The sequence below is a fragment of the Cupriavidus respiraculi genome, assembly GCF_914271545.1.
Lineage (GTDB): Bacteria > Pseudomonadota > Gammaproteobacteria > Burkholderiales > Burkholderiaceae > Cupriavidus > Cupriavidus respiraculi.
The window spans coordinates 116,749-132,174 of sequence record NZ_CAJZAH010000007.1; the positions used below are offsets into that span (position 1 = coordinate 116,749).

General features: G+C 70.8%; 12 protein-coding genes. 9 read left to right on the forward strand and 3 right to left on the reverse strand.

The annotated features are described in order from the left end of the window. Positions 1–101 precede the first annotated feature (101 nt). The 9 genes from LDO27_RS22610 (at position 102) to LDO27_RS22650 (ending at position 9,903) form a co-directional block, all read left to right on the forward strand. A complete protein-coding gene (locus LDO27_RS22610) occupies positions 102–776 on the forward strand; it encodes a response regulator (protein WP_222202979.1) in 675 nt (224 codons plus the stop codon). Further along, a complete protein-coding gene (locus tag LDO27_RS22615; RefSeq protein ID WP_224044111.1) occupies positions 776–2,308 on the forward strand; it encodes a sensor histidine kinase in 1,533 nt (510 codons plus the stop codon). The genes LDO27_RS22610 and LDO27_RS22615 overlap by 1 nt, the downstream gene beginning before the upstream one ends. Positions 2,309–2,641: 333 nt before the next feature. After that, positions 2,642–3,613, forward strand: coding sequence for a tripartite tricarboxylate transporter substrate binding protein (locus LDO27_RS22620; RefSeq protein ID WP_224044112.1), 972 nt, complete (start codon positions 2,642–2,644; stop codon positions 3,611–3,613). A gap of 129 nt (positions 3,614–3,742) precedes the next feature. Next, positions 3,743–4,225: a tripartite tricarboxylate transporter TctB family protein gene (locus LDO27_RS22625; protein ID WP_222202983.1), complete on the forward strand. Its 483-nt coding sequence runs from the start codon at positions 3,743–3,745 to the stop codon at positions 4,223–4,225. 18 nt (positions 4,226–4,243) lie between these two features. Beyond that, entirely contained in the window at positions 4,244–5,758 is a 1,515-nt protein-coding gene (locus LDO27_RS22630) for a tripartite tricarboxylate transporter permease (protein WP_222202992.1), read from the forward strand. A 149-nt stretch (positions 5,759–5,907) separates the two neighbouring features. Beyond that, positions 5,908–6,966 carry an AbrB family transcriptional regulator gene (locus LDO27_RS22635; RefSeq protein ID WP_222202996.1) on the forward strand — a complete coding sequence of 353 codons (1,059 nt, stop codon included), beginning with the start codon at positions 5,908–5,910 and terminating at the stop codon, positions 6,964–6,966. Between the two features lie 74 nt (positions 6,967–7,040). After that, entirely contained in the window at positions 7,041–7,457 is a 417-nt protein-coding gene (locus tag LDO27_RS22640) for a PaaI family thioesterase (protein ID WP_222203000.1), read from the forward strand. Continuing rightward, the gene (locus tag LDO27_RS22645) at positions 7,454–8,383 is read left to right on the forward strand and encodes a patatin-like phospholipase family protein (RefSeq protein ID WP_224044113.1); all 930 of its coding nucleotides are present in this window, start codon (positions 7,454–7,456) and stop codon (positions 8,381–8,383) included. Before LDO27_RS22640 ends, LDO27_RS22645 begins: the two co-directional genes overlap by 4 nt. A 65-nt stretch (positions 8,384–8,448) precedes the next feature. Next, a complete protein-coding gene (locus LDO27_RS22650; RefSeq protein WP_224044114.1) occupies positions 8,449–9,903 on the forward strand; it encodes a dihydrolipoyl dehydrogenase family protein in 1,455 nt (484 codons plus the stop codon). 96 nt (positions 9,904–9,999) lie between these two features. On the opposite strand, the gene LDO27_RS22655 is transcribed toward LDO27_RS22650, so the two are convergent. Genes LDO27_RS22655 through LDO27_RS22665 form a run of 3 tightly spaced genes read right to left on the reverse strand, consistent with a single transcriptional unit; the run spans position 10,000 to position 15,280 of the window. Beyond that, positions 10,000–10,860 carry a ChaN family lipoprotein gene (locus LDO27_RS22655; protein WP_224044116.1) on the reverse strand — a complete coding sequence of 287 codons (861 nt, stop codon included), beginning with the start codon at positions 10,858–10,860 and terminating at the stop codon, positions 10,000–10,002. Then, complete coding sequence (locus LDO27_RS22660; protein ID WP_224044118.1) at positions 10,847–14,047, reverse strand: efflux RND transporter permease subunit; 3,201 nt, start codon at positions 14,045–14,047, stop codon at positions 10,847–10,849. The genes LDO27_RS22655 and LDO27_RS22660 overlap by 14 nt, the downstream gene beginning before the upstream one ends. Positions 14,048–14,050: 3 nt before the next feature. Continuing rightward, positions 14,051–15,280 carry an efflux RND transporter periplasmic adaptor subunit gene (locus tag LDO27_RS22665; RefSeq protein ID WP_224044120.1) on the reverse strand — a complete coding sequence of 410 codons (1,230 nt, stop codon included), beginning with the start codon at positions 15,278–15,280 and terminating at the stop codon, positions 14,051–14,053. Positions 15,281–15,426: the final 146 nt, after the last annotated feature.

Genomic DNA, 15,426 nt, shown 5'->3' on the forward strand with positions numbered 1-15,426 from the left:
CACCGCGCGCACGGGGCCGCCGGGCGTCGGCCGACGTTCGGGGCGGTTTATTATAGGCGCCGAATAAAACCGATCGACCCAAGCCGGCAAGGGGGCCGGGCATGCGCATCCTTCTGGTGGAAGACGAAACCGAACTCGCGCGCTGGGTGACGCGGGCGCTGGAGCAGGGCGGCTTCGTGGTGGAGCACGTGCCCGACGGCCTGCAGGCCGAGGCGCGCCTGCAGGCCGAGGAATACGACGCCGTGGTGCTGGACCTGCGCCTGCCGGGCAAGGACGGGCTCGCGGTGCTCAAGGCCATGCGCGGCCGCGACGACCGCACGCCGGTGCTGATCCTGACCGCGCAGGACACGCTGGATGAGCGCGTGCGCGGGCTGAACCTGGGAGCCGACGACTATCTGGCCAAGCCCTTCGCCATCGCCGAACTGGAGGCCCGCATCCTCGCGCTGATCCGCCGCAGCCGCGGCCGCGCCCACCCGCGCCTGCAATGCGGGGCGCTGGTGTACGACGGCGAGACGCGCGGCTTTACGCTCTCGGGCGTGCCGCTCGCGCTGACCCCGCGCGAATCCACGCTGCTGGGCGCGCTGCTCGCCCGCAGCGGCCAGCCCCTGACCAAGGCGCAACTGCTCGACAAGGTGTTCTCGCTCGATGCCGACGTGAACCCCGACGCGATCGAGGTGCTGATCTACCGCCTGCGCAAGAAGCTCTCCGGCCACGGCGTGACCATCGTCACGCTGCGCGGCTTCGGCTATCTTCTGGAGCCGGAGAGCGGGGGCTGATGGCGGGCGGCGCGCCAGGGAACCAGGCCGCCGGCCCGTCGCGCGGCGGCGCCGGCCGGCGCTGGCTGGGCGGCAGCCTGCGCCGGCAGCTGCTGGTACTGCTGGTGCCCGCGCTGGCCGCGATGATGGCGCTGGACACGTGGCTGACCTACGGCACGCTGCGCGATGCCGCCAACACCGCCTACGACCGTTCGCTCTATGGCTCGGTGCGCGCCATCGACAACGCCATCGGCATGGCCGGCGAGCGCATCCAGTTCACCATGCCCGACGCGGCCATGGAGATGTTCGAGAGCACCGCGCAGACGCGGGTGTTCTACCGGGTCTCGCTGGAGCGCGACGGCGTCATCGAGACGCTGACCGGGTACGAGGCGCTGCCGCTGCCGGCCGGTGCGCCCGCGACCCTGGCCAACAACGCGCCCCGCTTCTACGACGCGGTCTATCGCGACGAGCCCGTGCGCATCGCGGCGCTGGCGCGCCCGGTGTACCGGCCCGACGCGCGCATGCGGGTCATCATCCAGGTTGCCGAATCCGCCGAGCCGCGCGCGGCGCTGATCGCCACCGTGTGGCGCAGCGCGCTGGCGCGAGACGTGCTGCTGATCCTGGCGAGCGCCGCTATCCTGGTGGGCGGCATCACCTTCGTGCTGCGCCCGCTGGCGCGGGTACGCGACGACGTGGAGGCGCGCTCGCCCGACGACCTCGCGCCGCTCGCGTTCGACAACGTGCCCGCAGAGGTGCGCCCGCTGGTGGACGCGGTCAACCGGCACGTGTCGCGCTCGGCGGCGCTGGGCGAGGCGCAGGCCCAGTTCATCGCCGATGCCGCGCACCAGCTGCGCACGCCGCTGGCGATCCTGAAGACGCAGGCCGAGTTCGCGCGGCGCCAGCTCGACGCTGGCGGCGACCCCGCGCCCGCGCGCGAGGCGGTGGGCGGCATCGTCACGCAGCTCGAGCAGGCCGTGCGGCTGACCAACCAGCTCCTGGCGCTGGCCCGGGTACGGCAGCACGCGCAGCCGCACGACGGCGCGGGCGAGGTGGCCGATGCCGGCGCGGGCGGGAGCGGGGAGGGCGACGTCCCCCTGATCGACGCCGCCGCGGTGGCCGCGCAGGTCGCGCTCGACTACCTGCCGCTGGCGCGCCGCAAGCAGCAGGACTTCGGCTGGGAGCATCCGGCCGGCGGCGGCTTGCCGGTGCGCGCCGACGCGGCGCTGCTGCGCGAGGCGCTGGCCAATCTCGTGCACAACGCCATCCAGTACTCGCCGCGCGGCAGCCGCATCACGCTGTCGGCCGCGCGCGCGGGCGCCCATGCGTGCCTGGTGGTGGAGGACGACGGGCCCGGCATCCCGCCCGAGGAGCGCGACAAGGTGTTCGCGCGCTTCTACCGGCGCGTGGGCCATGGGGAACCCGGCTCGGGCCTGGGGCTGGCCATCTCGCGCGAGATGGCCGCGCGCTTCGGTGGCGCGGTGACGCTGGGCGATGCCGCGCAGGGCAGGGGGCTGCGGGCCGAACTGCGGCTGCCGTTGGCCGACGCGGGCTAGCGGGAACGCCCTGGCCACGCAAGATCCTTCGCGTAAACCCCGAGCCATAAGCTTTCGTTTTGACAGCTTATTGACAGTTTTGGCCTCCTAGAATCGCCCCCATGGTCGGTTTCCGCCGGCCAGCATTCGAAATCAACAAGAACGATGTCCGGCATGCAAGGCATGCGCGCGACAGGAGACACGACCTCACCGGCGCCTCGCGGTCGATCCGCTTTCGCCGTGTCTTCCGTCCCGCGCATGGCGCGTCACCGAGCCGGATGCCGCGCGGCGGCCGCCATCGCAGCCCCGCGCAGTCTGACCGAACCGACCGACAGCAGAATCAGGAGACCCCCCATGCGTCGCAGCCTTTCCCGTCTTGCCCAGCTCGGCACCGCCTCCGCCGTGCTCGCCGCCGCCGCCTTCGCGGTCGCGCCCGCCCACGCCGCCGAGGCCATCAAGTTCATGATCGGCGCCAATCCCGGCGGCGGCTGGGACCAGACCGGCCGTACCCTGGGCGCGGCCATGGTCGCCGCCGGCACGGCCAAGTCCGCCTCCTACGACAACAAGGGCGGCGCGGGCGGCACCATCGGCCTGACGCAGTTCGTGAACACCGACAAGGGCAACCCGAACGCGATGATCGTCACCGGTGCGGTGATGATCGGCGCCATCGAGACCAACAAGCCGCCCGTCACGCTGAAGAACGCCACGCCGGTGGCGCGCCTGATCACCGACAGCATGGTGATCACGGTGCCGGCCAACTCGCCGCTCAAGTCGGTCAAGGACCTGACCGCGCAGCTCAAGGCCAACCCGGGCAGCGTCAGCTGGGGCGGCGGCTCCAAGGGTTCGATCGACCACATCATGGCCGGCCTGATCGCCAAGGACGTGGGCGTCGATCCGAAGAAGGTCAACTACGTGCCGTTCCAGGGCGGCGGCGAAGCGTCCGCGGCCATTCTCGGCGGCCACGTGACCGTGGGCGTGTCGGGCGTGTCCGAATTCCTGCCCTTCATCAAGAGCGGCAAGATGCGCGCGCTGGCCGTAGCCTCCAAGGACCGCGTGGCCGATATCCCGACGCTGAAGGAGCAGGGCGTCAACGTGGAGATCTACAACTGGCGCGGCGTCTATGGCGCGCCCGGCATCAGCGCCGATCAGCGCCGCGCGCTGATCGACGCGGTGGTCAAGGCCACCGAGTCGCCGAGCTGGAAGCAGGCGCTGGAGAAGAACGACTGGACGCCGTTCCTGCTGACCGGCGACGAGTTCGGCAAGTTCGTCGACGCGGAGTCGGCGCGCCTGGGCGGCACGCTGCGCGAACTGGGCGTGGCCAAGTAAGCCTGCCGTATTCACCCGTCGTCGCCCCGCGGTGACGACGCGTCCGTTGCCTCGCCGCGCGCCGCGGCGAGGTGCCGTTCCGATCCTTGCCCGCGGCGCGCCTCTGCCGCCGGGCCACGGGAGTCTCCCATGAAACCTTCCCATACCGCCATCGGCATCGTGGTGCTGATGCTGGCCGGGCTGTTCTTCGCCGGCATGACGGTGATCGAGGGCGACGCCGGCTACGCGGGCCTGTCGCCCCGCTTCGTGCCCACGCTGGTCGCCATCGGGCTGGCCGTATGCGGCGCGGCGCTGACGTTCCAGGGCCTGCGCGGCGGCTTTCGCGCGATGCCGGAGGAAGACGCCGAGCTGCCTTCGCACCCGCACAGCCCGCGCGGCCTCGCATGGGTGGCCGCCGGCCTGGTGCTGAACATGGCGCTGATCGGCCCGCTGGGCTTCGTGATCTCTTCCACGCTGCTGATGGTCTGCGTGGCGCGCGGCTACGGCAGCCGGCGCCCGCTGCGCGACGCGCTGATCGGCCTGGCCATCACGCTGCCGATGTGGGGGCTGTTCGATTTCCTGCTCGGCATCAACCTGCCGCTGCTGCCGTTCCTGCCGATGGCGGGCCTGTAAGCCCGCCGGGAGACAACGATGGATACCCTGAACCAGCTGATGCACGGCTTCGCCGTCGCCATCACGCCGCTGAACCTGATGTGGGCCCTGGTGGGCTGCTTCCTGGGCACCGCCATCGGCGTGCTGCCCGGCATCGGCCCCGCGCTGACGGTAGCCATGCTGCTGCCGCTGACCGCCAAGGTGGAACCCACCGCGGCACTGATCATGTTCGCCGGCATCTACTACGGCGCCATGTACGGCGGCTCGACCACCTCGATCCTGATGAACACGCCGGGCGAATCGTCGACCATGGTCACGGCGATGGAAGGCAACCTGATGGCCAAGCGGGGCCGCGCGGGCCCCGCGCTGGCCACCGCGGCGATCGGCTCCTTCGTGGCCGGCACCATCGCCACCGTGCTGCTGTCGATGTTCGCGCCGATCGCGGCGGACGTGGCGCTGCAGTTCGGCCCGGGCGAGTACTTCATGATCATGCTGCTGGCCTTCACCACGGTGTCGGCCGTGCTGGGCTCCTCGCTGCTGCGCGGCATGACCAGCCTGTTCCTCGGGCTGGGCATCGGGCTGATCGGCATGGACTCGCTGTCCGGGCAGACGCGCTACACGATGGGCATCCAGGAGCTGTACGACGGCATCGACATCGTCGTGGTGGCGGTGGGGCTGTTCGCCGTGGGCGAGGCGCTGTTCAACGCCTTCTTCCCCCAGCCGGCCGGCACCTTCAACAAGGTCAGCTCGGTGATGATGACGGGCTCGGACTGGAAGCGCTCGATCCCGGCGTGGCTGCGCGGCACGTTCATTGGCTTTCCGTTCGGGTTGATTCCCGCGGGCGGCGCCGAGATTCCGACCTTCCTGTCGTATGCGACCGAGAAGAAGCTGTCCAGGCACCAGGAGGAATTCGGCAAGACGGGCGCCATCGAGGGCGTGGCCGGCCCCGAGGCCGCCAACAATGCCGCCGTCACGGCAACGCTCGCGCCGCTGCTGACGCTGGGCATTCCGACCTCGAACACCACCGCCATCCTGCTGGCGGCCTTCCAGAACTACAACCTGCAGCCGGGCCCGATGCTGTTCCAGACCTCGGGCGACCTGGTGTGGGGGCTGCTGGCCTCGCTCTATATCGGCAACGTGATGCTGCTGGTGCTGAACCTGCCGGCCATCGGGCTGTGGGTCCGCATGCTGCGCATTCCCACGCCGCTGCTGTATGGCGGCATCCTGATCTTCGCCGGGCTCGGCGCCTATGGCATCCGCCAGTCGTGGTTCGACCTGCTGCTGCTGTTCCTGATCGGGCTGCTGGGCATGGCGATGCGCCGCTTCGACTTTCCGACCGCGCCGGTGATCGTCGGCCTGATTCTCGGCCCGATGGCGGAAAAGCAGCTGCGCAACGCGCTGTCGATCAGCCAGGGCGACTGGGCGCCGTTCGTGCAGCACCCGATCTCGGCCTCGATCCTGGCGCTGACGGTGGCGGTGGTGGTGGTGCCGCGGCTGCTGCGCTGGCTCTCGCGCCGCTCGGCGACACGGCGCATGGCGGACGCGCCGCGCTGATTCAGGCAAAATGCCGCAAGGCCCGGGGCTCCCGGGCCTTGTCGTTTTCATGGCAAGCGTGGCGGCAGAGCCGCCGCCCGCGCGCCGATCACAAGAATGCGGCGGCGGCCCGGTGTCCATCCGCTCCGGTCGCACGCCGCTCGCCGACCATGCCCTCTTCGCTGCTGCGCTGGCGCCCCTTCGCGCTGACGATCCTGCTCGGCCTCGCGGCCGCGCTGCTCTGTACCCTGCTGCATACGCCGCTGCCGTGGATGATCGGTCCGCTGCTGGCGGTGGCCGGGGCCCGCATGGCCGGCGCCGACCTGCGCGCGCCCACGCATGCGCGCAACGCCGGGCAGTGGGCCATCGGCACCTCGCTCGGGCTGTACTTCACGCCCGACGTCGCGGCCAAGCTGCTCGAATTCCTGCCCTATATCGTCGCCGGCTCGCTGTTCGCGCTGCTGCTCGGCACCAGCGGCGCGCTGCTGCTGCGCAAGACCACGGGCGTCTCGTTCAAGACCGCCTACTTCGCCACGGCCATCGGCGGCGCCTCCGAGATGGCGAACCTGGCCGAGCGCAATGGCGCGCGCATCGACCAGGTGGCCGCGGCGCATTCGTTGCGCGTGCTGATCGTGGTGGTGCTGGTGCCCACGATCTTCCAGTACGGCGGCATCCACGGGCTCGATCCGTATATCCCGGGACCGCGCACCGTCGACGCGCTGGGCCTGGCGGGGCTGGTCGCCATCACCGTGGCCGCGGCGCTGCTGATGCAGCGCTTGAACCTGCCCAACCCCTTCGTGATCGGCACGCTGATCGCCGCGGCGGCGCTGACCGTGTCCGGCATCGAGCTGTCCGCCATTCCCACGTGGATGAGCCGCACGGGCCAGCTGCTGATCGGCGTCTCGCTGGGCGTGCGTTTCTCGCGCGAGTTCCTGCACACGGCGCCGCGCTTCCTGTCCGGCGTGGGCCTGTACACCATGCTGGCGCTGATTGTCTCGGCGCTGTTCGGCTGGGCGCTGTCGGCCATGTCCGGCGCGCATCCGGCCACGCTGATCCTGGCCACCACGCCGGGCGGCATCGCCGAGATGTGCATCACCGCCAAGGTGCTGGAGGTCGGCGTGCCGCTGGTCACGGCCTTCCATGTGGTACGGATGGCCTTCGTGGTGATCTGCACGGGGCCCCTGTATCATTGGCTGAAACATCGCGCCGCGCCGGGCGAAGTCGAGTAGCGTCCCGGTCCGCGGCTTTTCCTCGAATGCAGTCCATGCATCCCGCGCCCCGAGACAGGCGCCACCACGCCGCCATGCCCGAGACATCCCTCCCGCTTGCCGAGATCGACGCCATCCTGGACCAGGTGCTGGCCCCCTGGGTACGCCAGTTGCGCCTGCGCGCCCATAGCGTGCAGCCCGACGGGGTCACGCTGCTGCTGCCCTTCGACGAAGCGATGCGGCACGCGGGCGGGGTGGTGTGCGGGCAGGTACTGATGTCCGCCGCCGATACTGCGATGATCGTGGCCATCTCCAGCGCGCTGGGCGGCTTTCGCCCGATGACAACGGTCAGCCTGACCACCAACTTCATGCGCCCCGTGACCAGCGGCGACATGCTCGTGCAGGCCATCGTGCGGCGCCTGGGCAAGACCGTCGTGTTCGGCGAGATCGCGCTGCACGGCCCGGACGGCAAGCTCGCCGTGCAGGCCACCACCACGTACGCGCTGCTGTGACGGCGGTCCTGGCTACCGACGGTTCCGCGAAGGCCGGGCAGGCGCGCGGTCCGTTCGACCAGATCGTGTTCGCCGGCGGCGGGAACCGCTGCTGGTGGCAGGCCGGCTGGTGGGACGTGGTCGCGCCCGAGCTGGACCTGCGCCCGCGCATCATCACCGGCATCTCGGCCGGCGCCGCCACCGCGTGCATGATCTATACGCACGATGCGCGCGAGGTCATGTCGTACTACCACGGGGTGCTTGCCAACAATCGCCGCAACGCCTACTGGCGCAATCTGTTCGGCGACCAGCGTGTGTTTCCCCACTACGGCATCTACCGCGCCGCGCTGCTGTCGATCCTGGGCGAGGGGCGGCTGGCGTTCCTGCAGGATGCGCCGGAAATCCGCATCGGCGTGGCGCACATCCCGCGCTGGACCAGTCCGCGGCTGGCGGTGCTGGCCGGCCTGCTGGCCTACAACATCGATAAGCACCTGCTCAAGACGCTGCATCCGCGGTTGGGGCGCCGGCTGGGCTTTCATCCCGAGTTCGTGCGCGCGCAGGATTGCGCCACGCCGGAACAGCTGGCCGACCTGCTGCTGCAGTCGTCCTCCACGCCGCCCTTTACGCCGGTGCTGCGCCGCGATGGCCGCGCGGTGCTCGATGGCGGCCTGGTCGACAACATCCCCGTCGATGCGCTGGACCCGGACCCGGGCGACGTGCTGGTGCTGGTCACGCGCCGCTATCCGCGGCCGCCGCGCTTCGTGCTGCGCGAGGGCGGCCAGCGCCGGCTGTACCTGCAGCCCTCGCAGCGCGTGCCCATCTCCAGCTGGGACTACACGCGCCCCGCGGGCATGACCCAGGCGTACGACCTGGGCCGGCGCGACGGCGAGGCGTTCCTGCGCGACTGGCCCGGCATCGCGGCACGAGAGCTCGGACCGCCGCCGTAAGCACCGCGCGACGGCGGGCGCTTTGTTCGGATAACCCGCGGCGAAGGCCGCGACAGGAGGGACGAATGACGAAACGGCAAGCCGGAGTCCAGGGTGCGCGCAAGCGTGCGAGCAAGGTGTCGGCGGCACCGCCGGTGGAGCAGGTGCCGCGCGGCGGCTCGCGGCGCGCCGCGGGCGCGCCCCGGCAGGCGGACTTCGTCGTGGTCGGCGGCGGCTCGGCCGGCGTGGCCGCCGCGATCCGCGCCGCGTCGCACGGCGCCAGCGTGGCGCTGGTGGAGCGCGACGCGATCGGCGGCACTTGCGTGCATCGCGGCTGCGTGCCCAAGAAGCTGCTGTCCTATGGCGCCAACTGGGCCGCCGTGCTGTCGGGCTGCCTGTCGCACACCGGCGGCCGCGAAGACTGGAGCGACGCCATCGTGCGCGTCAACGCCGAGGTCGCGCGGCTTGCCGTGGTCTACCAGGAACGGCTGCAGCAAGCCGGCGTGCGCATGATCCGCGGCGAGGCGCGGCTGAGCGGCCCCGACACGGTGGCCATCGGCGCGCAGGCCATCCGCGCCCGCCGCATCCTGGTGGCCACCGGCTCGCGCCCGCGTCCGCTGCCGGTGCCCGGCGGCGAACTGGCGGCGACCTCCGACGACGTGTTCGGCTGGCAGAGCCTGCCGGCGTCGCTCGCCGTGATCGGCGGCGGCTATATCGCGGTGGAGCAGGCGTCCATCCTGTCGCGCTACGGGGTCAAGGTGGACATGCTGGTGCGCGAGGACCGGCTGCTGGAGAACTTCGACCGCGACCTGTCCACCGCGCTGGCCGAGGCACTCGCCGCCAAGGGCGTGCGCCTGCATTTCAACGCCGAGGTGGCGCTGCTGGACGAAGCCAACGGCGCGATCGAGGTCTGTTACCGGCAGGGCGGCGCCGCGCGCACGCACAGCCTGCGCGTGCAGGCGGCGCTGGCCGCCGTCGGCCGCGATCCGCACTGGCGGGACCTGGGGCTGGAGGCGCTCGGCGTGCAGCAGGACGAGGAAGGCGGCATCCGCGTGGACCGGAATTTCCGCAGCGACGCGCGCACGGTCTACGCCATCGGCGATGTCATCGACGGCCTGCACCTGACGCCCACCGCCATCGCGCAGGGCCGCTGGCTGGCCGACCGCCTGTTCGGCCGGCGCGGCGAGCGCGCCGATTTCGACCTGGTGCCCACCGCGGTGTTCTGCGATCCCGCCATCGGCACCGTCGGCATGAGCGAGGCGCAGGCGATTGCCGATGCCGGCAAGCCCGAACGCATCGCCACGCGCGTCAAGCGTTTCGTCTCGCTGGAGAACCGCTTCGCCGGCAGCACGCAGGCCTCGCTGGTCAAGCTGGTCTACAACGCGCGCAGCGGGCGCATCCTCGGCGCGCACCTGCTGGACAACGCCGCGCCGGAGATCGTGCAGTCGTTCGCGCTGGCGCTGCGGCTGGGGGCGCGCATGTCGCATCTGCAAACCACGGTGCAGCTGCATCCGACGGTCGCGGAGGAACTGTTCGGCTGAGCCGGGAAGACGCTGGGGTCCCGCGTTCGCGGCAACGGCGGGGATACGGGGGGATACCGCGCGGGGGATACCGCGCGGGGGATTACCGCACGGGGATTAGCGCGTGCGCGGCTTCGCGTCCTTGCAGGGATCGGCGCGCTCGACCGGCCGCACCAGCACGACCTTGTCGTAGGCGCCGGCTTCGTCCGGCGCCGCCGCTTCGAGATAGCCCACCGAGAACACCTCGGCCGGCTTGGCGCCGAGCCAGTGCGGCACGCCGATGTCCTCGCGCACATGCCCGTTGCCCGCGAGCAGCACCACGCCGTGCTCGGCATGCGCGCGCAGCGCGGCGGCCATCACGGCATCGCGCGCCGCCTGCGCGTTCAGCATGCCAGGCAGCATGGCGGCAGGGAAATGCCCGCAGTGGCCGCGCTCGAGCACCGCCGTCTGCGTCGCGGCGAGCGCGGGCGGCAGCGGCCGCGCCAGCCCCAGCCGTTCGCGCTCGGCCTCGCTGAACACCCCGGCCCCGCGCATTACGCCGCGCGCGTCCTCGCGCGACAGGTTGGCCGCGACCAGCGGCAGGTCGTGGCGCAGCGCCAGCGCCACCACGGGCCGGTACAGCGACCAGTCCCATCCCTTGGTCCCGGCCTGCGCGATCAGGTAGTCCGCATCGCCGGGCCGCTCGCGCCGCGCGCGGTCGATATCGGCCTGCCGTTCGCGGTCGAACTGCTCCATCGCGATGGCCGGACGCCAGCCGGCGTCGATGGCATGCGCAAGCGATGCGAGCCGGCGCCGGTGCGCCTCCGGGTTGTCGTGTACCTCGCCAAGCAGCACATAGCGATAGGCGGCGAGCTGGTGGATTTCGCCTTCGGACTCATGGGGCGCGCCCGCGCACCCGGCCAGCGCAAAAGGCACGGCAAGCGCGGCGGCGAGAGCCGCGGCGCGCGCCGTGGTGAGCATGATGTCAGCGGCCCGCATTGGCCTCCACGGTCTGGGGAATCCGGTTGCCATCGGCGTCGATCTGCATCGGGCCGGTGCCCGAAAAGCGGTCCAGCGCGAGATAGATCACCGGCGTGATGAACAGCGTGATCACCTGGGAGAACAGCAGCCCGCCGACGACCGCCAGGCCCAGCGGCTGGCGCAGCTCGGCGCCCGCGCCCAGCCCCAGCGCGATGGGCAGCGCGCCCATCACGGCGGCGAGCGTGGTCATCATGATCGGCCGGAAGCGCAGCAGGCACGCCTGGCGGATCGCGCGAGCCGGGGTCATGCCCTCGTCGCGCTGCGCCGCGAGCGCGAAGTCGATCATCATGATGGCGTTCTTCTTGACGATGCCGATCAGCATCAGCACGCCGATCATCGCGATCAGCGACAGCTCGACGCGGAAGATGAACAGCGTCAGCAGCGCGCCGATGGCCGCCGACGGCAGCCCCGCGAGGATGGTCAGCGGGTGGATGTAGCTCTCGTACAGCACGCCCAGCAGCACGTAGATCACCGCGATGGCCGCCACCAGCAGCACGATCTGCGTCGCCTGCGACGACTGGAACACCGCGGCATCGCCACCCCAGCTGGTGAAGATGGCCTGCGGCATGGCGATCTCCTGCTTGAAGCGGTCGATGCGGGCCGAGGCGTCGCCCAGCGCCGCGCCCGGGGCGAGGTTGAACGACACCGTGACCGACGGCAGCTGCCCCTGGTGGTTGACCGCGATCGGCCCCACGCGGCGCTCGGTGGTCGCGAACGCCGACAGCGGCACCATCTGGCCGGTGCGGCTGCGCACATAGAGCTTGGCGAAGGCGGTCTCGTCGATGCGATCGATATCGGCCGCCTGCAGGATCACGTAGTAGCTGTCGATCGGCGTGTAGATCGTCGACACCTGGCGCTCGCCGAAGGCGGAATAGAGCGCGGTGCGCACGTCCTGCATCTGCACCCCGAGCGCGTTGGCCTTGTCGCGGTCGATGGCCAGGTGGGCCTCCAGGCCCGACTGCTGCGAGTCGCTGGTCACGTCGCGGAAGACCGGATCGGCGCGCATCTTCGCCATCAGCTTGTCCGAGCTGTCCTGCAGCGTATCGGCCTGCACGCTCTGCATGGTGTACTGGTAGCGGCTCTTGCTGACGCGCCCGCCCAACTGCAGGTTCTGCACCGGACGGAAATACACCGCCAGCCCCGGCATGCCGGAGACATCCTTGCGCAGCGACTCCACCACCTGCGCCATCTTGGGCCGCTCGCCCTGCGGCTTCAGTTCGATGAACATGCGGCCGGTGTTGATGGCGGGCGACGGGCCGCCGCCGATCGACACCACGATGCTCTTGACCGCCGGGTTGGCCCGCATGCGGTCCGAGGCCTCGCGCATGCGCGCGGCCATGGCGTCGAAGGAAATATCCTGCGGGCCTTCGGCGTTGACCTGGATCTGCCCGATGTCCTCTTCCGGGAAGAAGCCCTTCGGGATCACGGCGAACAGCACGCCGGTCAGCACGAACGTCAGACCCGCCACGCCCAGCACGAACTTGCGGTGCGCCAGGCACCAGTCCAGCCCGCGCGCATAGCGGTGCAGCGTGAATTCGAACAGGTTCTCGAACCACTGCGTCGAGCGCAGGCCCCAGCTCTGCTTCTGCGGATGGCGCGGCGCGTGGGCGGCATGCGCCGGCGCGTCGCCATAGGCGTGCTGCGACTCGTCCACCGGCACGTTGTCGGCCGACAGGAAGCGGGCGCACAGCATCGGGATCAGCGTCAGCGACACGATGGCCGACACCAGGATGGCCAGCGACACCACCGCGGCGAACTCGTGGAACAGCAGCCCGATCACGCCGGGCATGAAGAAGATCGGGATGAACACCGCCACCAGCGAGATCGAGATCGACACAATGGTGAAACCCATCTCGCGCGAGCCGACCAGCGCCGCCTTCAGCGGCGGCACGCCGTTCTCGATATGGCGGACGATGTTCTCCAGCATGACGATGGCGTCGTCCACCACCAGGCCCACGGCCAGCGTGATGGCCAGCAGCGAGACGTTGTCCAGGCTGTAGCCGAAGGCCTTCATCAGCGCGACCGTGCCGATCAGCGAGATCGGCAGCGACACGGTGGGAATCAGCGTGGCGGCGGCGCGGCGCAGGAACAGGAAGATCACCATCACCACCAGCGCCGCGGTCAGCGCCAGCGTGAGCTGCACGTCGTGGATGGATTCGCGCACCGAGCGCGAGCGGTCGTTGACCACGGTGACGTTGACCGAGCCGGGCATCTGCTGGATTAGCCGCGGCAGCGCCGCGCGCACCGCGTCGACCACCGCTACCGTATTGGCGTCGGGCTGGCGCTGCACGGCGAGCACGATGGAGCGCTCGCCGTTGAGCCAGCTGCCGGTCTTGAGCGTCTCGACGCTGTCCTCGACCTCGGCCACGTCCGAGAGCCGCACCAGCGCGCCGTTGGGCTGGCTGGCCACGATGATGTTGCGGAAGGCGTCGGCGTCGGCGAGCTGCCGATTGGCCTGGATGGTCAGCGTCTGGCGCTGGCCGTCCAGCGTGCCCACGGGCGTGTTGGTGTTGGCGCGGTTGAGCGCCGCGGCCAGTTCGTCGAGCGTGAGCCCGCGCGCCGCCAGCGCGTCGGGGTGCGCGCGTACCCGCACCGCGAAGCGCTTCTGCCCGAAGATCTGCACCTGCGCCACGCCGGGCAGGGTGGCGATGGTGGGCGAGATCAGGTTGTCGCCGAACGCATTGAGTTCGGCCAGGCTCATCGCCGGCGAGTTGATCGCCAGCAGGATCACCGCCGCGTCGGCCGGATTGACCTTGCGGTACGACGGCGGCACCGTCATCTCGGTGGGCAGCTGGCGCTGCGCGCGGAACAGCGCCGACTGCACGTCCACCGCGGCCGCGTCGATGTCGCGGTCGTTGTTGAACTCGATCGTGATGCTGGAATTGCCCAGCGTATTGGACGAGCTGATGACCGACACGCCCGGGATGGTGGCGAACTGCTTCTCCAGCGTGGTCGCCACCGACGCGGCCATGGTCTCGGGGCTCGCCCCGGGCAGCGTCGCGGTGACCTGGATCACCGGCGAGTTGAAGCTGGGCAGCGCCGCGATCGGGATGGTCGGGTACAGCACGATGCCGGTCACCACCAGTGCCAGGCACAGCAGCACCGTCATGACCGGACGGCGGATACAGAGTTCGGAGAGCGTCATGGCTCAGTGCTTCCCGGCTGCGCCCGCGGGGGCGGCCTTGGGCTGCGCGGTCGGCGCCTCGCGCACCGTCACGCCCGGGCGCAGGTTCTGCACGCCCTCGACCACCACGCGGGTGCCGGGGCCGATGCCCTCGACCACCGCCGCGGCCGCGGTGCTGGCCAGCAGTTGCACCGGCATCGCGCGGACCGTGTTGTCCGGCTGCACCGCATAGACGAAGCGGCCTTCGGGTCCGGTGACCACGGCCTGCGGCGGCACCGACAGCGCGCCCTTGAGCGTCTGCACCACGGCCTCGACATTGGCGTAGGTGCCGGGCCACAGCCGCTGCTCCTCGTTGTCGAACTGAGCCTTCACGCGGATCGTGCCGTACTGCGGATCGACGGTGTTGTCGACGAAGGTGATGCGGCCCTGCACCGGCTCCTTGCTGCCGTCGTTGGGCAGCGCCGTCACCGGCACGGGTCCGGCCCGCAGCGCGTCGCGCAGCGCGGCCAGCTGGCGCTCGGGCAGGGTGAAGGTCACGGCGATGGGCTGGATCTGCGCGATGGTGACCATCGGCGTGGCGGTGGTCGGCGTGACCAGCGAGCCGGGGAAGACGTTGATGGCGCCGGTGCGCCCGGCGATGGTGGCGCGCAGCGCGCCGTAGCTGACCGCCACGCGGCTTGCCTCGATCGCGGCCTGGTCGGCCCGCACGGTGGCGACCAGCGCATCGACCTTGGCCTGCGCGGTGTCGACCGCGCTCTTCGAGATGAAATTGCGCTCCAGCAGTTCGTTGCTGCGGGACAACGCCCGGCGCGCGTCGGTCAGGTCGGCCTGGTCGCGCAGCAGCTGGGCCTGCGCGCGCGCCAGGTTGGCCTCGTCCATGCGGGTGTCCAGCGAAAACAGCAGGTCGCCCGGCTTGACCGTCTGCCCTTCCTTGATATGCACGGTACGGATGGTGCTGGAAACCTGGGGGCGCACTTCGACCGTGGACAGCGCGGTCACGTTGCCGTTGACGCTGACGCGCAGCGGCACGTCGCCCTGCTGCGCCACCGCGGTGGTGACGACCACGGCCGCCGGTGCCTTGGCCTGCGGCTTGGGGGCGAACCACGCCTTCCAGCCGTACCAGCCGCCCACCGCCAGCAACAGCACCACCACCACCGTCAGCCATGGCGACACGCGCCTGCTGCCCATGCCCATGGCCGGACTCCAGCTACCGTCGACAAAGCCGCTGGCCTGGTCGATTCCCTTCGATTTCATGATGAACCCCATTCCCTCCGCGCCTCTCGCGCGCCTCCTGCGCTCGTTCCCGCCGCGCTCCCCGTCGTGATTCCTGCATGCCGGCCCGCCCTCTGAGGAGCGTGGCCGCCGCGGCATCCCCGTGGTAACAGGCGCAAGCCATGGCT

Coding starts and splice junctions, on each gene's coding strand:
- LDO27_RS22610 (WP_222202979.1), top strand. CDS start 102: ATGCGCATCCTTCTGGTGGAAGACGAAACCGAACTCGCGCGCTGGGTG.
- LDO27_RS22615 (WP_224044111.1), top strand. CDS start 776: ATGGCGGGCGGCGCGCCAGGGAACCAGGCCGCCGGCCCGTCGCGCGGC.
- LDO27_RS22620 (WP_224044112.1), top strand. CDS start 2,642: ATGCGTCGCAGCCTTTCCCGTCTTGCCCAGCTCGGCACCGCCTCCGCC.
- LDO27_RS22625 (WP_222202983.1), top strand. CDS start 3,743: ATGAAACCTTCCCATACCGCCATCGGCATCGTGGTGCTGATGCTGGCC.
- LDO27_RS22630 (WP_222202992.1), top strand. CDS start 4,244: ATGGATACCCTGAACCAGCTGATGCACGGCTTCGCCGTCGCCATCACG.
- LDO27_RS22635 (WP_222202996.1), top strand. CDS start 5,908: ATGCCCTCTTCGCTGCTGCGCTGGCGCCCCTTCGCGCTGACGATCCTG.
- LDO27_RS22640 (WP_222203000.1), top strand. CDS start 7,041: ATGCCCGAGACATCCCTCCCGCTTGCCGAGATCGACGCCATCCTGGAC.
- LDO27_RS22650 (WP_224044114.1), top strand. CDS start 8,449: ATGACGAAACGGCAAGCCGGAGTCCAGGGTGCGCGCAAGCGTGCGAGC.
- LDO27_RS22655 (WP_224044116.1), bottom strand. CDS start 10,860: ATGCGGGCCGCTGACATCATGCTCACCACGGCGCGCGCCGCGGCTCTC.
- LDO27_RS22660 (WP_224044118.1), bottom strand. CDS start 14,047: ATGACGCTCTCCGAACTCTGTATCCGCCGTCCGGTCATGACGGTGCTG.
- LDO27_RS22665 (WP_224044120.1), bottom strand. CDS start 15,280: ATGAAATCGAAGGGAATCGACCAGGCCAGCGGCTTTGTCGACGGTAGC.